We start from the raw sequence: 16,526 nt of genomic DNA on the forward strand, positions 1-16,526 counted from the left end.
GTAAGCACTTACATGAATGTGGTGAGTCCATGATATACAATATCCGCCGGCTGGAACACCGACGAATCTTAGCAATAAAGTGGAAAAATCTTATGTGTTTTGGATAACGGGAGGTTAAGCTGTGGCTGGAAAAACGCATTTTTTCAACTATTTATACCGCAGAACGGTCGCATATATTGTCTGTTCCGTCATTGTGATCACCGTTCCCCTGCTCATCATGCTGTCGGCCTACTCCAGGAACGAGATCATGAAATACAATAACGAAGCCATCGGCCTCATTAACGATCAGCTGGATTCGTTCTTCCGTTCGATCGAAAACACACAAAACATCATTACGACCGATAAGAGTGTCGTTCTGCCGCTCACGCTCTACTACGCCGTTCCCAATTATGATATCAGCGCGGCCACCAACGCGTTCCGCAGCATGTCGACAACGTTAAAGAACATGACTATGTTTCAGGACGGGCTCCAGTTTTGCGTTGTGGGCCAGAAAGGGCATTTGCCCGTCAACTCGACGAAAGAAGACATTAACGATAACTTTGTCCCCAGGGATGCGGCTTGGTATGAGATATTCGAACGAAATCCTGAGATAAGCCGGATTTTCTTCAACAATGAGCGTGATTACTATCTTTCAGCCGAAAAAGCCATCTCCATCATCAAACCGATCCCCGACATTCAGACAAGAAAGCCGATTGCTTATGTCATTATGGATATTACCTACCCTGATTTCAGGGATATGGTCGAGCGGATTCATCCATCCATTCCGATCCGGATTCAAGATCCTTCCGGGCAGATCTTGTTCAGCAACATGGACCCTTCGAGTCAGACGTCCTCAAGGGACAATAAATTGTTTAGCCGCCAGGTTTCGACATTTACGGGGATTGCGATTGAGAGCTACGTGCCGGAGCAGCTGTTTATCAAGCAAATCAGTTCGATCATCCTTGTAATCCTATCCATTATGGCTGTGTATTTGTTTATTATTTTCATCATTTCGCTCGTTTCCATGAAGCGGTTTACCCGCCCGATCTATTTACTGATGAAGGCTATGAAACAGGTATCCAGAGGCAATTTAGAAGTCGCCGCAAACTACCAAGGGAATATCATCGAGCTCCATGACCTCAAAAATTCCTTCAATATTCTCGTGACCGGCACCAAGGACCTCCTTAAGGAAAACTATGAAATGAATCTTCTGAAGACGCAGGCTGAGCTGGATGCTCTGCAGCAAAAGATTAATCCTCACTTCCTATATAATGCCCTTGAGACAATCTCCAGCCAGGCCATCATCGACGGCTCCAAAACTGCCAGCATCATGTGCCAAAAGCTTGGAGCCCTGTTTACTTACAGCCTTCAGCCTCAGGACATCGTAACGCTGGAGCAGGAAATCAGGCATCTAATGGATTATATGTATATAGCCGAAATCAGCTCTTTTTATCCGGACATCCACGTGGACATGAACATCGATCCGGATACGCTGGACCAGCTAATACCCAAAATGGTGCTTCAGCCCCTGCTCGAAAACTGCTTCAAGCATGGATTCGGCAGGGAGCCGGGACATACTCCTAAGATCTGGATCGAAAGCAGCATTCAGGATGAATATGTTCGCATCGAAGTGTGCGATAACGGCAGGGGCATGTCTTCCGATGAACTATCCCGGTTGAGAGAAAGCTTGAAGCAGGTGGAGAAAAGAACACTGTCTTCTCCCGGTACCTCAATCGGGCTACGACATGTCCATTCCCGGTTGGCTTTATTTTATGGGGATTCCTATGCCATGGATTTTCAGTCCGCCCCTTCACAGGGACTACGAGTCGTATTATTAGTTCCAATCCGAAAGGAAGATGCTTATGTATAAGGTCATAATCGCAGATGACAATCCCATTATTTGCACAGCGCTGGAAAGCCGCATTCCATGGAATGAGCTTGGTCTGGAGCTTTCCGGTGTTTGCCATGACGGCAGCGACGTTCTGGATCTGATCGAGAGACATGCACCTCATATCATGATCACGGATATCAGAATGCCCATCCTTGACGGAATCGCGCTTATCGAGCGGCTGCGCTCCCACGGGCTTCCACTGCAAATCATCATCATCTCCGGGTACAACGATTTCATATATCTTAAGAAAGCCATCGATCATGATGTGGCAGGTTATTTGTTGAAGCCGATTCAGGACCAGGAGCTGCTGAACAGTCTGCGTAAAGCGATCGGTCATTTAAAGGAACAGGAAAACGTCTCCCAAATGAGCCGTACTGCCCGTATCCACGAGCTGCGCGAATCCAAACGGAACGCCAGCGATCGTTTGTCCGCCGTCATTCGGGGCGTGGAGACCTGTGAGCGGTGCGGAGATGTTCTCGCGGAGCTTTCTTTTCCGTCGCCCTACCAATGGCTCTTGTTTCAGTTACCACTTCAAGAGGATGGAGGTTTACCCGAGATCACCACGGAAGATCTTTTGGAGTATGAGGATGTTCTTCTTCATCAACATGCACGGTCATGCCATCTATTCCTACCGTCCGGCACCCTGCTCGCTGCCATAGCTCCATATGAGCAGGCTGCTTCGGTTACGGACCTGGTTTCGGTGCAGCTTCGGGAAGATGGCATCCAGACAACGCATGCAGCCAGCATGCAGTTTCAGTCGCTATCCGGCATGCAGCGGGAGCTAATGGGAACAATAGCCGGTTTATATGGACAGCTATTTCAGAGCCGATTCACACCAGCGACTGCGGTGCATACCCCTTTTCTGACAATCAAGGATCAGCGGATCATCAGCATGCACCTCTCTCTGCAGGATTACAAGGGCTCGCTTGCGTATATTTCCGAGCAGCTCGATCAATGCCTGGTCTCAGCTCCGACACCGGGTCATCTAGATACCTTCATTAAGACCGTGTTCAAGTGGTATTCCGACTATGATCCAGCGTATTACGGCATGCAGGAGCAGATGGATGCAGCGCTGCTGGCTTCGCTTGCCTTTTCCTCGAGGGCCCATATACTGAATGCATTAACCCCAACGACAGAACCGGACTCTGATTCGGGGAGCAAAGCGATGAACGTCGTTCAGTATATCGAGAATAATCTGAATCAGACCTTGACCTTGAACATGCTGGGCAAGATCTTTCATCACAACAGCATCTACCTTGGACAGCTGATCAAAAAAGAAACGGGAATGCCGTTTAATCAACTGGTGAACAAGCTGCGGGTCGAGCGGGCCGAAGAGATGATCCGCCGCAATCCCGATGTGAAACTGACGGATTTGGCCTATCAGTTGGGCTACTCGGACAGCAAATACTTCTCCAAGGTATTCAAGAAAATTACGGGAAGGCCGCCAAGCCAAAGTGCGGATTCCGAAATGTAAAAAGCGATCTCAAATCCTGAATGGAGATCTGCCTATCGATCCTTATATCAAAAAATTCAGAAGACCTTCCAGACAATGGTTCACTTTCCTTATCTGTCTCTGCCGAAGCTGAAAGGTTAACCGATAAAAAATAAGAAGCGATCCAGTATCACTCCTGTGATCTCTGATCGCTTCTTAAATTGCATGAATGAGAATACAGTGACAGCCCTGTATAGATCAAATCCCATACATAAAGCCGACTATTAACAAGCTTCCAATGAGCGCTTTCTTTGTATAAATACTACAGTGTGATTTCTTTCTCCCAAGTTAACTCATTACCATGTTCATCTCGGAAAAGAAAGAGTACTTTCCCTTTCTCTCCTTTTAGATTATCGGGATAGATAAATCCAGAATACTGTCCATTTCCACTAATATAAAAGCCATCCTCTCCGTTACTACCATGTTCAACCGCTTCTTGAATAGTGTTTTTTACAACAGAATGTTCGGATAACCACTGCATTTCTACCAAATTGTAGCCTTCAGGAGCCTTATTTACAAAAAAGTCAAAGCTATTTCCTGTTGTTGGCTTTTCTGTCTGGTCAATAATAATTAAAATTTCTTTGTCCTGGGTATCTTGATTAGATTGATCAGACTGATTAGATTGAATTGTTTTAGTTTCACTTACATTTTTATCATTGGTTTCTTTAGAATTCCCACCTATCTTTTTATCATCTGAAGTATCAGAAGATCCGCTTTCCGCATTATTACCTTGATTCTCTTCAATGTCACCGGATTCTTCTTTATTAATACTTTCTTTCTTATCTTCCTGCTCTTGATTAGAATCAGTTGTCGTATTCCCCTGAATCGTTTCAGACTTTTGATTCACATTGCCATCTGATGTCTTCGTTGATTCATTACCGCAAGCGCTAGTAATCAGCATCATTACCACACCTGTAATAACGGTTACCTTTTTAATGTTAATCATTATTCATTTCCTGCCTTCGTTTAAAGTAAAGTAAAAAGCCACGCCTTGTTTAGTGTTTACTGCTCCATAATCGCTGCCGTGCAGTTCAAGAATATGCTTTACGATCGCCAGGCCCAAACCTGTTCCGCCGGTTTTCCGATCTCGAGATTTTTCCGCCCGGTAAAAGTGATCCCAAATACGTACTAGATCCTCCTCAGGAATAGACTTTCCGTTATTCTCTATGATGACGGTAATAGTTCCTATTCCTTTTTTTATGCTCATTTTAATCTCGCTGTTTTCAAATGCATGCCTTATTGCATTGCTCATAAGATTCAGAAGAACTTGTTCAATTCGCCTTAAATCTGCCTCAACAAATAAGCCTCTCTGGTTCAGATTATTAGTATAAAATTGAAGCTTTTTAGATTCCATTTGTTGTGAAAAAGAATCTACTACCCTCTGTATTAGATTATATAGATCAAAGGAGCTTGGAGACAGCTTGACGGCTTTCACTTCGAATTTAGATAATTCCAACATATCCATAATCAAGTCGTTCATCCGGTCCGTCTCATTAACAATTAAGGCCAGGTATCGCTCTTTCTTCTCCTTTGCTACTCCATCCTGTAACCCCTCCGCAAAACCTTTCACTATGCCAAGCGGAGTCTTAAGTTCATGTGAAATACTAGCAATGAGTTCTTTACGAAGCTCTTCAGCCCGTTTTTTTTCTTCTACGTCCTCCTGCAGCATTATGTTTGCGTGTTGTAGTTGTTTTATTGTCGTATCTAAGTTATGGGATAATATATTCAAGCTTCGAGATAGTTCTCCGAATTCGTCATTGGTTCTAACATCAGGCGGTGAAGAAAAGTCTAGTTTAGCCAGACGTACTGCTGCACGGTTTAACATAATCAAAGGGCGTGAAAGCATTCTCGAGTAAACTAATGAAAGTAACATTACAAGGAAAATAATAATGGGTGCTGCATAAATGAAATATTTTCTTAGGGTATTGACGGCTTCCCCCACCGGTTGCATGGAGGTCATCGAAAATAAGTAATGTTTCTCGTTAGCACTGTTTAAGAATGGGTGAAGCAAGAAAACATAATCGACCCCGCTCCATTTATCGCTCCAATTCACCCTGATTACTGAACCCTGTTTTAGTTGGTGTTGATATAAATCGACGTTTTCTAACCATTCCTCGACTGCTTCTTTTACCAATGCGTCTTGATATAAAGGGTTATAAGTACGATTCTCAGGAATGAGCAGATCTGATACCGTACCCTGAACCCGCACAAGTCCAACTTCTGGATAATTTCCCCTTGGTCGGATGGAAACAGGCTGCATGATCGTATCGTTTTCATCCATAAAGATTCCATCTACAGCTATTACATCGCCTAATCTTAAGTTCTGTGGTACCTCCCCTTCCTGTATCCCATCTAACGGGATCTCAATTTTTACAATTTTATTTTTAGTTTGCAGTTTTATAAAATAAGGATTCAAACGAATGATTTCAAAATTACTGTTCAATATTGAAATACTAGTATCATTTTGATTCATGAACTCCCCGATTGTTCTAGCGGGAAGTTTTGCATTCGGCTCTTTTTCCAACTCCTTCAAGAGCTGATTCGAGTTATGCTCCATTGCATTAATTTTAGATGATCTATAAAAATGCTCGAAGAATTGTCCTTGGGCGAACATGACCAAAGAAAAAATAAACAGGATTAGAAGTGAAGTCGCTACAAATAATTTGGTAACTACACTGTGCTTTTTCATCCCTCACACCTCAAATTTATAACCCGCACGAACTACCGTAACTATATACCGTCCTGTTTCACCAAGCTTTGCTCTTAACTTCTTAATGTGTGTATCCACGGTTCTTAAATCACCTAAATAATCATATCCCCAAACTGCGTTTAAAATATATTCTCTTGATAACACTTTTCCGTAATTTTGAACTAGAAAAAGGAGCAAGTCATACTCTTTTGGAGAAAAATCTATATTCACTCCTGATATATTTACGACGTGTGCCTTTCTATTAATTTGTAGTTCACCATACACAAGCATCTCGTTTTTACGACCTACAGTTCCTTCTTTCCTCTTTAATAGTGCTTTAGCACGGGCTACCAATACTCGAGGACTCAAAGGCTTTATGACATATTCATCTGCTCCAAGTTCAAAACCCAATAGCTGGTCTTCATCATCAGACCTTGCCGTAATTATGATTATGGGTATATCTGATTTTGCCCGAATACTCCGGCATACCGTATAACCATCCATTTCTGGCATCATAATGTCAAGAATAATAAGGTCGAAATGGGCAGCATTAAACTTATCGAGAGCGATCCTACCGTTTTCCGCTTCTTGCACTTCCCATTCTTCCTGAATAAAGTAATCTGAAATAAACTCCCTCATAAGTACATCGTCTTCAATCAATAAAATGCTTCGTTTCATTACAGCACGCTCCACTTTCTGTTTTCAAAGGCATATAGAAATCACCACCTCTATTGTTTTATCAGTATAGCAGAATAGAAGCACGAACCACTTTTATCTTTTAGCGATCCCATTCATTAACTAAATATAAATTAAACTTGTGTATAACGTGTGTACACGTCATAGTTTTGCGCAAATTCTTTCGTTTTTCTAATCCAATCCCGTTGTTCTATCCATCACTCCGAGAGTGAGTTCTTAAAAGAATACTCTATCTCTGTGCTTTCCAACTAGTATCGTTCTTAGGTCTAGGGATCAAATCAGCCTTTAGCCGTATTAAGTAAATATTCTTTCATGGCTTATATTATAAAGGGCACAAGATCCATATATTAAAAAAATCGGAATAGAAGGGTATGCGTAGAAGCTGAGGAAGATACGTGTTTCAGAAAAGATACTGTTATTGGGGTATGGTTTGATCCTTATATTTATGGTGGTACAGGATTGGGTTCCACTTGGCACGTTAAATAATGTCCAGGCAATTTCATTGAATCGTTCAAAGAGCGAACTGGTCACCGTCACAATTATTGGAGTTGTGCAAATTTTAATATTGATAGCTCTGATATTGGTTTTTGTCGGCAAGAGACAACCTTTATGGGTAAAGTTTTGGTTTACTTATTCATCCCACTTTTATATTTGCTGGAGCATTGCTTGATTGGTGGATTCCTTATTTGTTTGGATACGGTGCCGAGGAGAAAAGTACAAGATACATCGAAATGTTTGGAAACACGCATTCCTTTTTGCCTTTAAGGAATGGTATTGTGCCAAATACACCACATATCCTGTTCCATACGATACTTCTAATCTGCATCTTCCTTACCATTTATATTAGCTTCACTAATAAATCGAGGAGTTCGCAAAAGAAGTATATTTCAAGAGAAAAGGTTATATAAGCACTAGGGTTATTGACTGGGATCTCACTGGAGGTTTTGATTCAGACTATATTAAATAGGTGACATATTGAAAATATTTTAACGCATCTAAACTTTTCAACACTAACAATGAATGAGCATTTTAAGAAAAGGTAGAGACTTTATCTAATCGGGAATCGGCTCAAGTTCTTGTCCCTCGTCACCCCCCCTATCAAATAATTTGAAGGGGGGGTGGTTTGATGATGGATACACCTTTTATGAAACACTAACATCTCTTTTACTTAAATTCTTAAATGCCAAGTATTCCTTATTGGACTTCATATAACTTAATATCTTTTCGGCACATTCTTTTGGATTCATCTTTTCCGTATTTACTCTGAGGTCGTACTCATCAACGCTATATACCTTGTTGAACTGTGAAGCCGCTAGTCCAATAACTCTATCTCCTCTTGCTTGCTCTCTTCTAATGAGTTCTTCTTTCGAGCATATTACTCCTACAAATAACGTAGGCTGATCGAAAAACAGATCAAGACACTCATTCAACCACTTGTCGTTGTCGATTACGGTATCTACTATTACATTCACACCAATTTCTGAAAACAATTTTATTGTCGAATAGTACACGGAGAGTAAGGGATCAAAAATGATTTGTCCGATCCTTTGCTGATCTACTTCTCTTGTAGGTTCAACAACATCTAAAAATTTGGTGTTGAATTCTTTAATAAAATGATCTATTGATAAATAATGAAATGGAATCTCTGTTTGATTCATCAGTTCTATAGAAATACTAGTCTTTCCTGAACTTGAAGTTCCGTTCATTAACACAATAATCCCTTGCTTCAAACGAATCACCCTCACGTATAGGATTGGCGTAGCGTTCACATATCGTCTTATCTCTTGCCAAATTGGGAGGGCTTTCACCTTTTTTAACAGAATGTAGAAAGTACTCACCATGATTTATCTCCAGGCAGTTAAGCTGCTTACCGTAGGCACATGCTCCGTCAACACCTATCTTATCCTCAAGAGGACTAAACCAAATATCTGCAGATGAGTGCAAATAAACGCATGGCGTATGGCCAAAAACGACGATCTTATCTGTACCTGTGAGATTGTTAATGAATATGTCTCTGATCCACAAAAAATCGTCATCGGGCTGTTTTTTCCAATCCTCATAGAATGGGTTGATTCCGGCATGTACGAAGATATGAGTATCTGTTTCATGGTACAATGGCAGATCATTAAGAAAATCAATGTGCGGTTGGAAGTGATTACGAATAAATTCCTTGGCTTTTATATATGTATTCCAATCAAATTGCTCCTCCAAGAAGTCAAAACCACAATAACTCTCTATCGTCTGATACCCTCCATTATTTAACCAATGAGCATTAAGGCTCTCATCATTGTTGATCAGGGCGCTTACCATCATATCATCATGGTTTCCCTTTAGTACAACCACCCCAAACTCTTCATGCAATTCCTTGACTCGCTGCACGACCTCTCTGCTCTTTATCCCTCGATCAACGTAGTCTCCCAATAAAATCAACTCATCATGTTGAGGCCTATAATTAACTTTGCTTAGCAACAAGTTGAATTCATCGAGACAACCATGAACATCACTAATTATCAATGATCTGATACAGAACCCTCCTGTCTCAGTTGAATCTTTCATAATATACTATGCCATTGCCATCAGGTTTATATCGACGAGTCTTCGTTGAACAGGCTAAGGACAAACGGCTAAAATTCGCCATCTCCTGCTAGTAATATCCTAAAGCTCCTCAATACGCTTCGCTCAATATAGTTATTTCATATACCATTTAATCGCATTCTTATACAAGACCTTTTCAACTTGATCATTATCAAGAGTGTTGTAAATCAATTCAATATCAGAATGATCATAAGGTCTCTTTGCTCTCGTTGAAGGTAAATCGGTTCCAAACATTAAGGCATCTGGGTTAATTGAATAAATTGTACGGATAGCCTCTGTTACATCAAGATCAACCCTACCAAAGCCGGTTGCTTTTACTCTAACTCCCTTATCGACTAAAGATAGAAGGTTATTAAACCCCTCTCTTGATAAACCCAAATGATCTACCGATACTGCAGGGAGTTTTTCCAAAGTTGTTGCAATTTCAGGTAAAGAAGTAGAATCAATATATAATTCAGCGTGCCATCCTACTAACTCATGAACTCTCCTGGCGAAGTAGTCTAAACGGGAGATGTCTTCCGAACCTCCTCGCTTGACATTAAAACGAATGGCTCTTACACCGTAGCCATGCAGCCTGATTATTTCTTCATCTGACGTATCATGTGGCAATTGAGTTACACCAACAAAATTCTCACCGAGTTTTTGTAACGAATTAATGAGATAGTTTTGATCGAATCCTTGAAATGAACCCGATATAATAGCACCTCCCATTACATTTAGTTCCTGAACTTTATCTAAATAGTCTTTGCAGGTAAAGGGCTCAGGTAAGAATCCTTGATTCTCTATTAATGGAAAACGTGGGTCTATGATGTGTAGGTGTGTATCAAAAATGGTTCGCATGAATTTTTCTCCTCTCCTATCGCCAGATGTAAGCATTAGAAAAAGGTACACATGTGTTTCATCTAATGAAATTAAGTTTCACTAATGCTTCATCTATATTCTAACTGAAAAACACTAAGATAAAAAGCACCCAACATTGATAGAATTATATGAGTTTGTCGCATGTTTTTCTTTAGAGTCACATTTTATATGGATCCTCTTCATTAAGCTATTCCAACCCTTTAGCTTAATGAAATAGCATTGGAATTGCTTAGATTTTCATTTAACCGGTAATCGGACTCATTCTTGTCCTACAGCTGAGGCTGAAATTAAAAGCATAAATCCAATGAGTATTCATTAAGTAAGTATTTCTTTAAGAATCCATTATCTAGGATATTCAATTCTAACCTATAATTAAGGATGTCTTATGAATACAACCTACAAGCTCAGTCAATTCTAAATACAGCATGTAAATAAGCCACTTGGAAAGGACCAGGTGGCTTACTCATGTCATATTACACTTCCTCAAGTCTTACTTGTTGGCGGTACCGGTAATCTTCTCGTAGTACGGAGCCAGCTTGGAAGTCGCCTGCTCATATTGCTCCTGTTCTTCTTCGGTCAGCTTCTCGGCATCTTGGACAAGACGGACCATGAACCCGTACAACCAAAACCGGTATTACAACGCAACATCTTCACTTAAATCCACATTTCTGCCGCTTTCCCGATCAATCTCACCTTTGAATCCTCCCATTACATAGCTTTGAAGCCAACTTCTAAAAGAACTGCCTTATCCCCCGGAAGTTATGGCCAAACAAGTTGGAATCTTATTGGAGAGAAGTCTTTAGAGCATTACTGGTCCATTTGTCATGCAGATATGAAGAAAATCAACCACGAATAAGTGGTATTGTCTGGTCCTCATGCATAAAGGGCAGAAGTCGACGCTTCTGCCCTTTGATCGTTGCCCCTGCCACTTTATATCTATATTTACTTCAACTCCGTCACGTTGCCGTCAATGCTGATGCTCTTGATGTCTACATCCCCTAGAAAAACGAGGTTATTCTTGCTGTCGAGATTATACAGCCATTGAAATCCGTTCTTTGTGGTACTTGTCGAGCTGACATGCAGCATCAGTTCTGATCCGTCAGCGGCAATAACCTTAACCTCCGGCGTATATTCCGGCAGTTTATCTAACTCACCGTCGGTACGCTTGCCTTCGATAGCTAACCCGATGGAAGAAACACTAATAGTACTGAGAGACATTGCCTCCTCGCCCTCATCAATCGTCAGATTTAGACCCTGCTCTCTTTGCTTCCCGGGAGAAATGGTGAATTGTACATCCCAAGGGCCTTCAACGGCTTGGGTGATGGCCGCTGACGTGATTCGATCGGCTGTGATCCGTGCCTTTAGCCCGTCGAGGTCATTCATCGCATCCATTTCAAATACGCCGATAAGCTTTTTGTCATCGTCAACAAGCTGCTGCCCCACCATATAATTCACATCATGTTCCATATTCAGTTCAAGTGCAGGTATCGAAGCACCCTCTGGGAATGGCATGCCATCCTCTTTCATGAAGCTGACCACCAAATAACCGCTGTTGCCGACATAAATCCCTTCTTCCACATTCATGGTTACCCCGGAGGCGGTATCTGTCCCTTGTATAGGTGACCGTTCGTCTTCCGCAATGGATGCGGATTGGCCGAAGAACTGCTTCAAGCTATCCATGTACTGACTCGCAAAAGCGGTCGTGCTAAGTATCATAATCATCGCGGCAGCGATAACGATACTGGCTTTATATTTTTTTACCTTCCTGTTTTTAAACATCATCGTTTCCTCCTCTAGAATACGGTTCATCGCTCGATTCTTGATGCGTTCCAAACTGATATGCTGCGTCAACTCGCGTTCCTCTTCCTCCGTAAGAAAGAGTTTCTCCAGTTCCTGATTGTCGATATTGGCCAAGATATCTACAATTCGTCGCTTCACTTGCATCCATCCCCTTTCGCTATTCATTTGAAGCTTCACTCCTATAGACACGCTCCTTATAAAAATCCTACGGATTCTCGGTTTCATAATGGATGCGCAGTTTATCCTTCGCCCGGCGGATCCGGGCAGTGACGGCTTTCTCCTGCATATTCAGCCTGCTTGCAATATCCCGGACTTTCTCCAAATAGAAGTATCTGCGGATAAAGATTTCACGATCCGGTTCCCCCATATCCTGGACCATGCCGCTAATCGCTTCCTTCTCCTGTCGCAGAATAGCCAGTGCCTCTGCAGAAGGACAAGAAACCGCATCATCTTCCAGTTCCGATTCTATGACCCGCTGCCTTTTTCGCAAAACATTCAAAGTATGATTACGCGCGGCTATGGCCAGGTAAGGCTTGAGGCTATCTCCACGCAGCATGATTTTGGGCCCGTCTGTCCACAGCTTGACCAGCACGTCCCCGGTGATTTCCTCCACATCGTAGGAATTAAACCGTCCACCAGCCACCTTAGCAACCACCGCGGCTATGTAGCGTGAATATCGGTCAACCAATGTTTCAAAACATTTCGGATCTTTCCGAGCAATACCGTACAACAATGTCCGATCCTCCATGGATCCTCCCCCCTTTATAACCATCTCTTTTAGTTGAACTAAGCCCATAAATCCGGTGCTACTATATAAGACACCATTAATTCCGGAAACCCTACATGAAGTCCAATAAAAATTCACAAAAAACCGTTACCGGAACCCGATAACGGCTTAGCTGGAGCGATGAATATCTGATTTGGCTCCTCCCACACCCCATTTCCTGTTTTGCTCGCGAACTTGTGCGGCATCCGGGTTACGCATTTCCCAGCCCGGATGCGGCGACAGTTAGTAACTCCACGATATGTATGTAAGAAGTAAAGGAAACCCAGCTCTTCAACAGATAGCCAATATAAGTGAGCAACCGTTAATGAAATATTATCAAAAATATTTTTTTCTCATCAAAAAAAGTCACTCGGGAAAAATCCGGAGTGACTTTCGGCTATTTGTTCATTTCGGTGATCCAATCCTCTATAGCAAGAACAACCTTTTCTAATTGCTCTTCCTCATCAATGGCTGGATCATGATCCCCTTTTTGCTTTCCATATGATCCAAATTGTCCATGGTTCCCTCCCTCGATACTGACATACAAAGTGTCTGCAGGTAGGTTGGTTCTAGCCCTTTCCCAAGCTTCTCTGTTGAGTACTCCATCTGATGTCCCTGTTATTTGCAATACAGACAGATCTGAATCTTTTATTGAACCCGTATCATCAGCGTAAGAAGCCAAGAAAAATATTCCCTCAAGCTCCTTACTGTGTTCAGAAGCATATCTGGCTGCAAATGAACCTCCTAAAGAATGTCCCCCAATAACGTATGATTCATCGGGGTGTTCTTCAAGAAAGGAGTTGGCTTTATTTTGACCAAAAATGGCTAGATTCAGCGGCATGTCTGCAATGTATACGCGATGTCCCAGTTTTGCGAGTTCCCTCGCAAAGGGGGAATAGCTTTTCGGTTCTACCAGACCTCCAGGGTAAAAAATAATATTAGGTTCGATTACCTTCCCCATACCAGCCTCAAATTTGTAACCGTCTTTTACCTCTGTTACTTTGACCAAATTATCGCTCTGAAAAGCGAGCTCCGCTTGACTGGAAGGACTGTAGGTTATCAATTTCAGGTATATGAATAAGCCAATTGCAACAATCACGAACAATGAGCATCCCCATACCAGCCTTCTAATCCATTTGTTTTTCTTCTTCATGGTTGACACTTCCCTTCACTTGAAATAAATTAAATTATATTTACCGGTAAGTATAATTACAAGTTTAATTTGTTGATATGGATAAATTGTCATAAGTTATTCCCGGAGGCTATGATGATGAATAAGGATTCAGTTGGCAATAGGATCAAGATCTTGTCCTATAAAAGGATAAGTCTTGGTCCTATAAACGTTAAACCCTCCTTATGCTCGGATCTCTGAAGGGTTATGTTCTTATCCGTCTGACGCCTGACCTCTCCTTGCCATTAAAATAAAGATAGCCGACCCATACTGGTCAGCTACCTTACGAAACGGATACTATTTTCATAATTTTAATAAAACCACGTTACCTACAGTGCAAATAAGTGAACAAGGATATCCATCTAATTTAGTAATTTGGCTACTGACCTGGTAATCCAGTAAAAAATTTCGCCGATCGTCATTACTTTTTCAGTATTATCAAATTTTTCTTCGATTCCTTTTTCGCTTTTTTTATTAGTAAGCATAATTTGATCTCCTTTGGTGATTCCTTTTTACTCAACTTATGTGTAGCTTTCATGTAGTTTTATACGAAAATAAATTTGTGAAAGTTCCGATTTTCAAAAATAATTCAGCTTAAGGTAGCAGTGAAATGCAGCTAAAAGCTTATCTAATCTAATCGGTAATCAGACTTTGTTCTTGTCCCCCGGCTATTGAGAATCCAATCAAAAAGAAACTCCGTTCCCCTTATATGGGACATTTTTTGGTGGAAGAACAACCCCGGTTTTCTTAAGGATTCCTCCATAGAAGTTATTTTTTTAAGCTCCATGAATGAATGACTGTATTGTTCTTTTTTAAATGGCTGTACCTTATGGCATTCTTATTCTTCAGTTCATTAAATAACTTATAATAATCCTGCTCCAAGGTTTCCCAAGCACTGTATTTTCCATTTCCGTCTAATCGCACGGTTAGAGAGCTTGCATTTGTTTCGTTATACAGGATTCCATTGGACGTTTGCCAATCGGGAATTTTATCTTTCCACTCCGCAAATATAAAACCCTTCCACTTGTCCCCGAGAGCCGACATCAATAAATTTCTATTTACTGGGTTAACTCCTCTGAACATTTCTAGCCTAGGATGATTATTATCAATGAAGAAATTACCGCAATTGGAACATTGATAAACCGTTTTAAAAAGTGTGCCTATTAATGATCGGATTCTCATTGCAGCCTCTTCTTTATCTGTTGATGACGGTCCCGATTTCTCAATAGCATCGTCAATCTCGTCCAGGAGATCAAACTGATCTTGATCCGATATTAAATATCCCTTATAGGATAAATAATCCGTCGTATCGTGTATTATTTGTCCACATTCACGTCTAAAATTCATTCGTTCACCTCAAACCGGCCGCTTCTTAAAATTAGGGTTGCCATTTACAAAGTATATTGCAATATAAATATTACCACATCCTGGAGTTTTCCTGCCCGATAAGAGAAACAATCTAAAGAGAAATATACAATTTAATGGTCCAGTTTTGAATTTTCAATGTTAAACCTTTTGAAACATCCCGCTATAATGAATCGTAGTAACCATTAAGGACGGTGAAGAGAATGGAAAAAGAACGTTTATTAAGGAAACCAACTGAACAGGGAATAGAACTCACCCCTCTCGAAATACATATGCACGAGTTTGACCACAGGCTTCGTGGGTATGACCAGGACCAAGTTAACGATTATTTGGATAGGATCATTAAAGACTATGAAACATATAACAAAATAATAAAGGAGCTTCAGGAATATGTAGTTATGTTGTTAAATCATGCGACTCCTTCAAGCGTTCCTGCAGGCCTCCATCAACGACTTCGCGAACTAGAGATTCATTGTTTCGGCAGACCGAAAGATTAAGGGAGGTTCCTGTCCAGACGAGGGTATTGACACAAAAGAGGCCTTATGAGGCCCCTTTTGTGTGCTCTCTAGCAGCAATCTGCCAGCAAATGTTAGTCGGCGCTCGAGATCGCTCGCAAGGTGGGCTTCAATCATGTGAATCACTTCATACAATCCTTAAAAAAGGTCCAAGGAAAAACACCTAAAGGTTTTAGGGAATTCAGAAGCGGATTAAGGAGTTGAACACCGTGAATTACTATAAAGGAGCCATACCAGGATCAGATAACTTTATCTACTTCAAAAGTGAAGTTAAGCTTTATGAAAATGATGTTATTGTCTTAGAAGAAAAGAAATACTTCATTGAACGAATTGAAAGCGGACTACTAATTTTACAGAAAGTTGGCGCCATTGTTTCGGTTAGCGTATAAGCTTACATTTATAAATAAACAAACATAATATTGTACTACTTGTTTATACCATGTCAAAAAGCATTAAGTTGTCTTCCTGCATAAGGCAATCGCTTTTTTGCAATTGAGAAATGAAGACAATACGATGTCAGGACCATCCAAATACTGCGTAACTCTGTCTGCATCGATAAACTCTATATAACAAAAAATAGACACTATCAACTTAATGGATAGTGTCTTACGTGTGCTTGGCGGCGTCCTACTCTCCCGGGACCCTTCGGTCCAAGTACCATCGGCGCTGGAAGGCTTAACGGTCGTGTTCGGTATGGGAACGCGTG

General features: G+C 41.3%; 14 protein-coding genes, 1 rRNA gene and 2 pseudogenes. 5 read left to right on the top strand and 12 right to left on the bottom strand.

The features are described from left to right. Nucleotides 1-121 precede the first annotated feature (121 nt). Nucleotides 122-1,849: a cache domain-containing sensor histidine kinase gene (locus tag J2Z18_RS30965; protein ID WP_007131477.1), complete on the top strand. Its 1,728-nt coding sequence runs from the start codon at nucleotides 122-124 to the stop codon at nucleotides 1,847-1,849. Next, a complete protein-coding gene (locus J2Z18_RS29045; RefSeq protein WP_210095705.1) occupies nucleotides 1,842-3,344 on the top strand; it encodes a response regulator in 1,503 nt (500 codons plus the stop codon). Before J2Z18_RS30965 ends, J2Z18_RS29045 begins: the two co-directional genes overlap by 8 nt. A 280-nt stretch (nucleotides 3,345-3,624) precedes the next feature. On the opposite strand, the gene J2Z18_RS29050 is transcribed toward J2Z18_RS29045, so the two are convergent. From J2Z18_RS29050 to J2Z18_RS29095, 11 genes and pseudogenes are all read right to left on the bottom strand, one after another. Further along, nucleotides 3,625-4,308, bottom strand: a complete 684-nt coding sequence (locus tag J2Z18_RS29050; protein WP_007131479.1) for a hypothetical protein — start codon at nucleotides 4,306-4,308, stop codon at nucleotides 3,625-3,627. Between the two features lie 3 nt (nucleotides 4,309-4,311). Continuing rightward, the gene (locus J2Z18_RS29055) at nucleotides 4,312-6,051 is read right to left on the bottom strand and encodes a sensor histidine kinase (protein ID WP_007131480.1); all 1,740 of its coding nucleotides are present in this window, start codon (nucleotides 6,049-6,051) and stop codon (nucleotides 4,312-4,314) included. Nucleotides 6,052-6,054: 3 nt separating this feature from the next. Continuing rightward, nucleotides 6,055-6,729: a response regulator transcription factor gene (locus J2Z18_RS29060; protein WP_007131481.1), complete on the bottom strand. Its 675-nt coding sequence runs from the start codon at nucleotides 6,727-6,729 to the stop codon at nucleotides 6,055-6,057. A gap of 1,160 nt (nucleotides 6,730-7,889) precedes the next feature. Further along, entirely contained in the window at nucleotides 7,890-8,477 is a 588-nt protein-coding gene (locus tag J2Z18_RS29065; RefSeq protein WP_040739586.1) for a chloramphenicol phosphotransferase CPT family protein, read from the bottom strand. Further along, nucleotides 8,422-9,303 carry a metallophosphoesterase family protein gene (locus J2Z18_RS29070; RefSeq protein WP_083832651.1) on the bottom strand — a complete coding sequence of 294 codons (882 nt, stop codon included), beginning with the start codon at nucleotides 9,301-9,303 and terminating at the stop codon, nucleotides 8,422-8,424. Before J2Z18_RS29070 ends, J2Z18_RS29065 begins: the two co-directional genes overlap by 56 nt. Before the next feature lie 132 nt (nucleotides 9,304-9,435). Next, on the bottom strand, nucleotides 9,436-10,182 hold the full coding sequence (locus J2Z18_RS29075) for an amidohydrolase family protein (protein ID WP_007131484.1): 747 nt from the start codon (nucleotides 10,180-10,182) through the stop codon (nucleotides 9,436-9,438). Between the two features lie 658 nt (nucleotides 10,183-10,840). Continuing rightward, nucleotides 10,841-10,945, bottom strand: a pseudogene (locus tag J2Z18_RS30710) (TetR/AcrR family transcriptional regulator); the annotation flags it as partial. A gap of 200 nt (nucleotides 10,946-11,145) precedes the next feature. Further along, entirely contained in the window at nucleotides 11,146-12,180 is a 1,035-nt protein-coding gene (locus tag J2Z18_RS29080; protein ID WP_312889706.1) for a hypothetical protein, read from the bottom strand. 28 nt (nucleotides 12,181-12,208) lie between these two features. Continuing rightward, the gene (locus J2Z18_RS29085; protein ID WP_007131486.1) at nucleotides 12,209-12,751 is read right to left on the bottom strand and encodes an RNA polymerase sigma factor; all 543 of its coding nucleotides are present in this window, start codon (nucleotides 12,749-12,751) and stop codon (nucleotides 12,209-12,211) included. A 415-nt stretch (nucleotides 12,752-13,166) separates the two neighbouring features. Further along, entirely contained in the window at nucleotides 13,167-13,922 is a 756-nt protein-coding gene (locus J2Z18_RS29090; protein WP_007131487.1) for an alpha/beta hydrolase, read from the bottom strand. 786 nt (nucleotides 13,923-14,708) lie between these two features. Further along, nucleotides 14,709-15,287, bottom strand: a complete 579-nt coding sequence (locus tag J2Z18_RS29095; RefSeq protein WP_007131489.1) for a DUF8617 domain-containing protein — start codon at nucleotides 15,285-15,287, stop codon at nucleotides 14,709-14,711. Between the two features lie 221 nt (nucleotides 15,288-15,508). On the opposite strand from J2Z18_RS29095, the gene J2Z18_RS30860 reads away from it, so the two are divergent. The 3 genes and pseudogenes from J2Z18_RS30860 to J2Z18_RS29105 all read left to right on the top strand — a co-directional run bounded on the left by J2Z18_RS30860 (nucleotide 15,509) and on the right by J2Z18_RS29105 (nucleotide 16,209). Beyond that, on the top strand, nucleotides 15,509-15,802 hold the full coding sequence (locus tag J2Z18_RS30860) for a DivIVA domain-containing protein (protein ID WP_007131490.1): 294 nt from the start codon (nucleotides 15,509-15,511) through the stop codon (nucleotides 15,800-15,802). A 105-nt stretch (nucleotides 15,803-15,907) separates the two neighbouring features. Then, a pseudogene (locus J2Z18_RS30720) lies at nucleotides 15,908-16,024 on the top strand (AraC family transcriptional regulator); the annotation flags it as partial. A gap of 5 nt (nucleotides 16,025-16,029) precedes the next feature. Beyond that, nucleotides 16,030-16,209, top strand: a complete 180-nt coding sequence (locus tag J2Z18_RS29105) for a hypothetical protein (protein WP_007131491.1) — start codon at nucleotides 16,030-16,032, stop codon at nucleotides 16,207-16,209. Between the two features lie 225 nt (nucleotides 16,210-16,434). On the opposite strand, the gene rrf is transcribed toward J2Z18_RS29105, so the two are convergent. Further along, a 5S ribosomal RNA gene (rrf, locus tag J2Z18_RS29110) occupies nucleotides 16,435-16,526 on the bottom strand; the annotation flags it as partial.

This window comes from Paenibacillus lactis, from assembly GCF_017873605.1.
In the GTDB taxonomy this organism is placed as follows: Bacteria; Bacillota; Bacilli; order Paenibacillales; family Paenibacillaceae; genus Paenibacillus_AQ; species Paenibacillus_AQ lactis.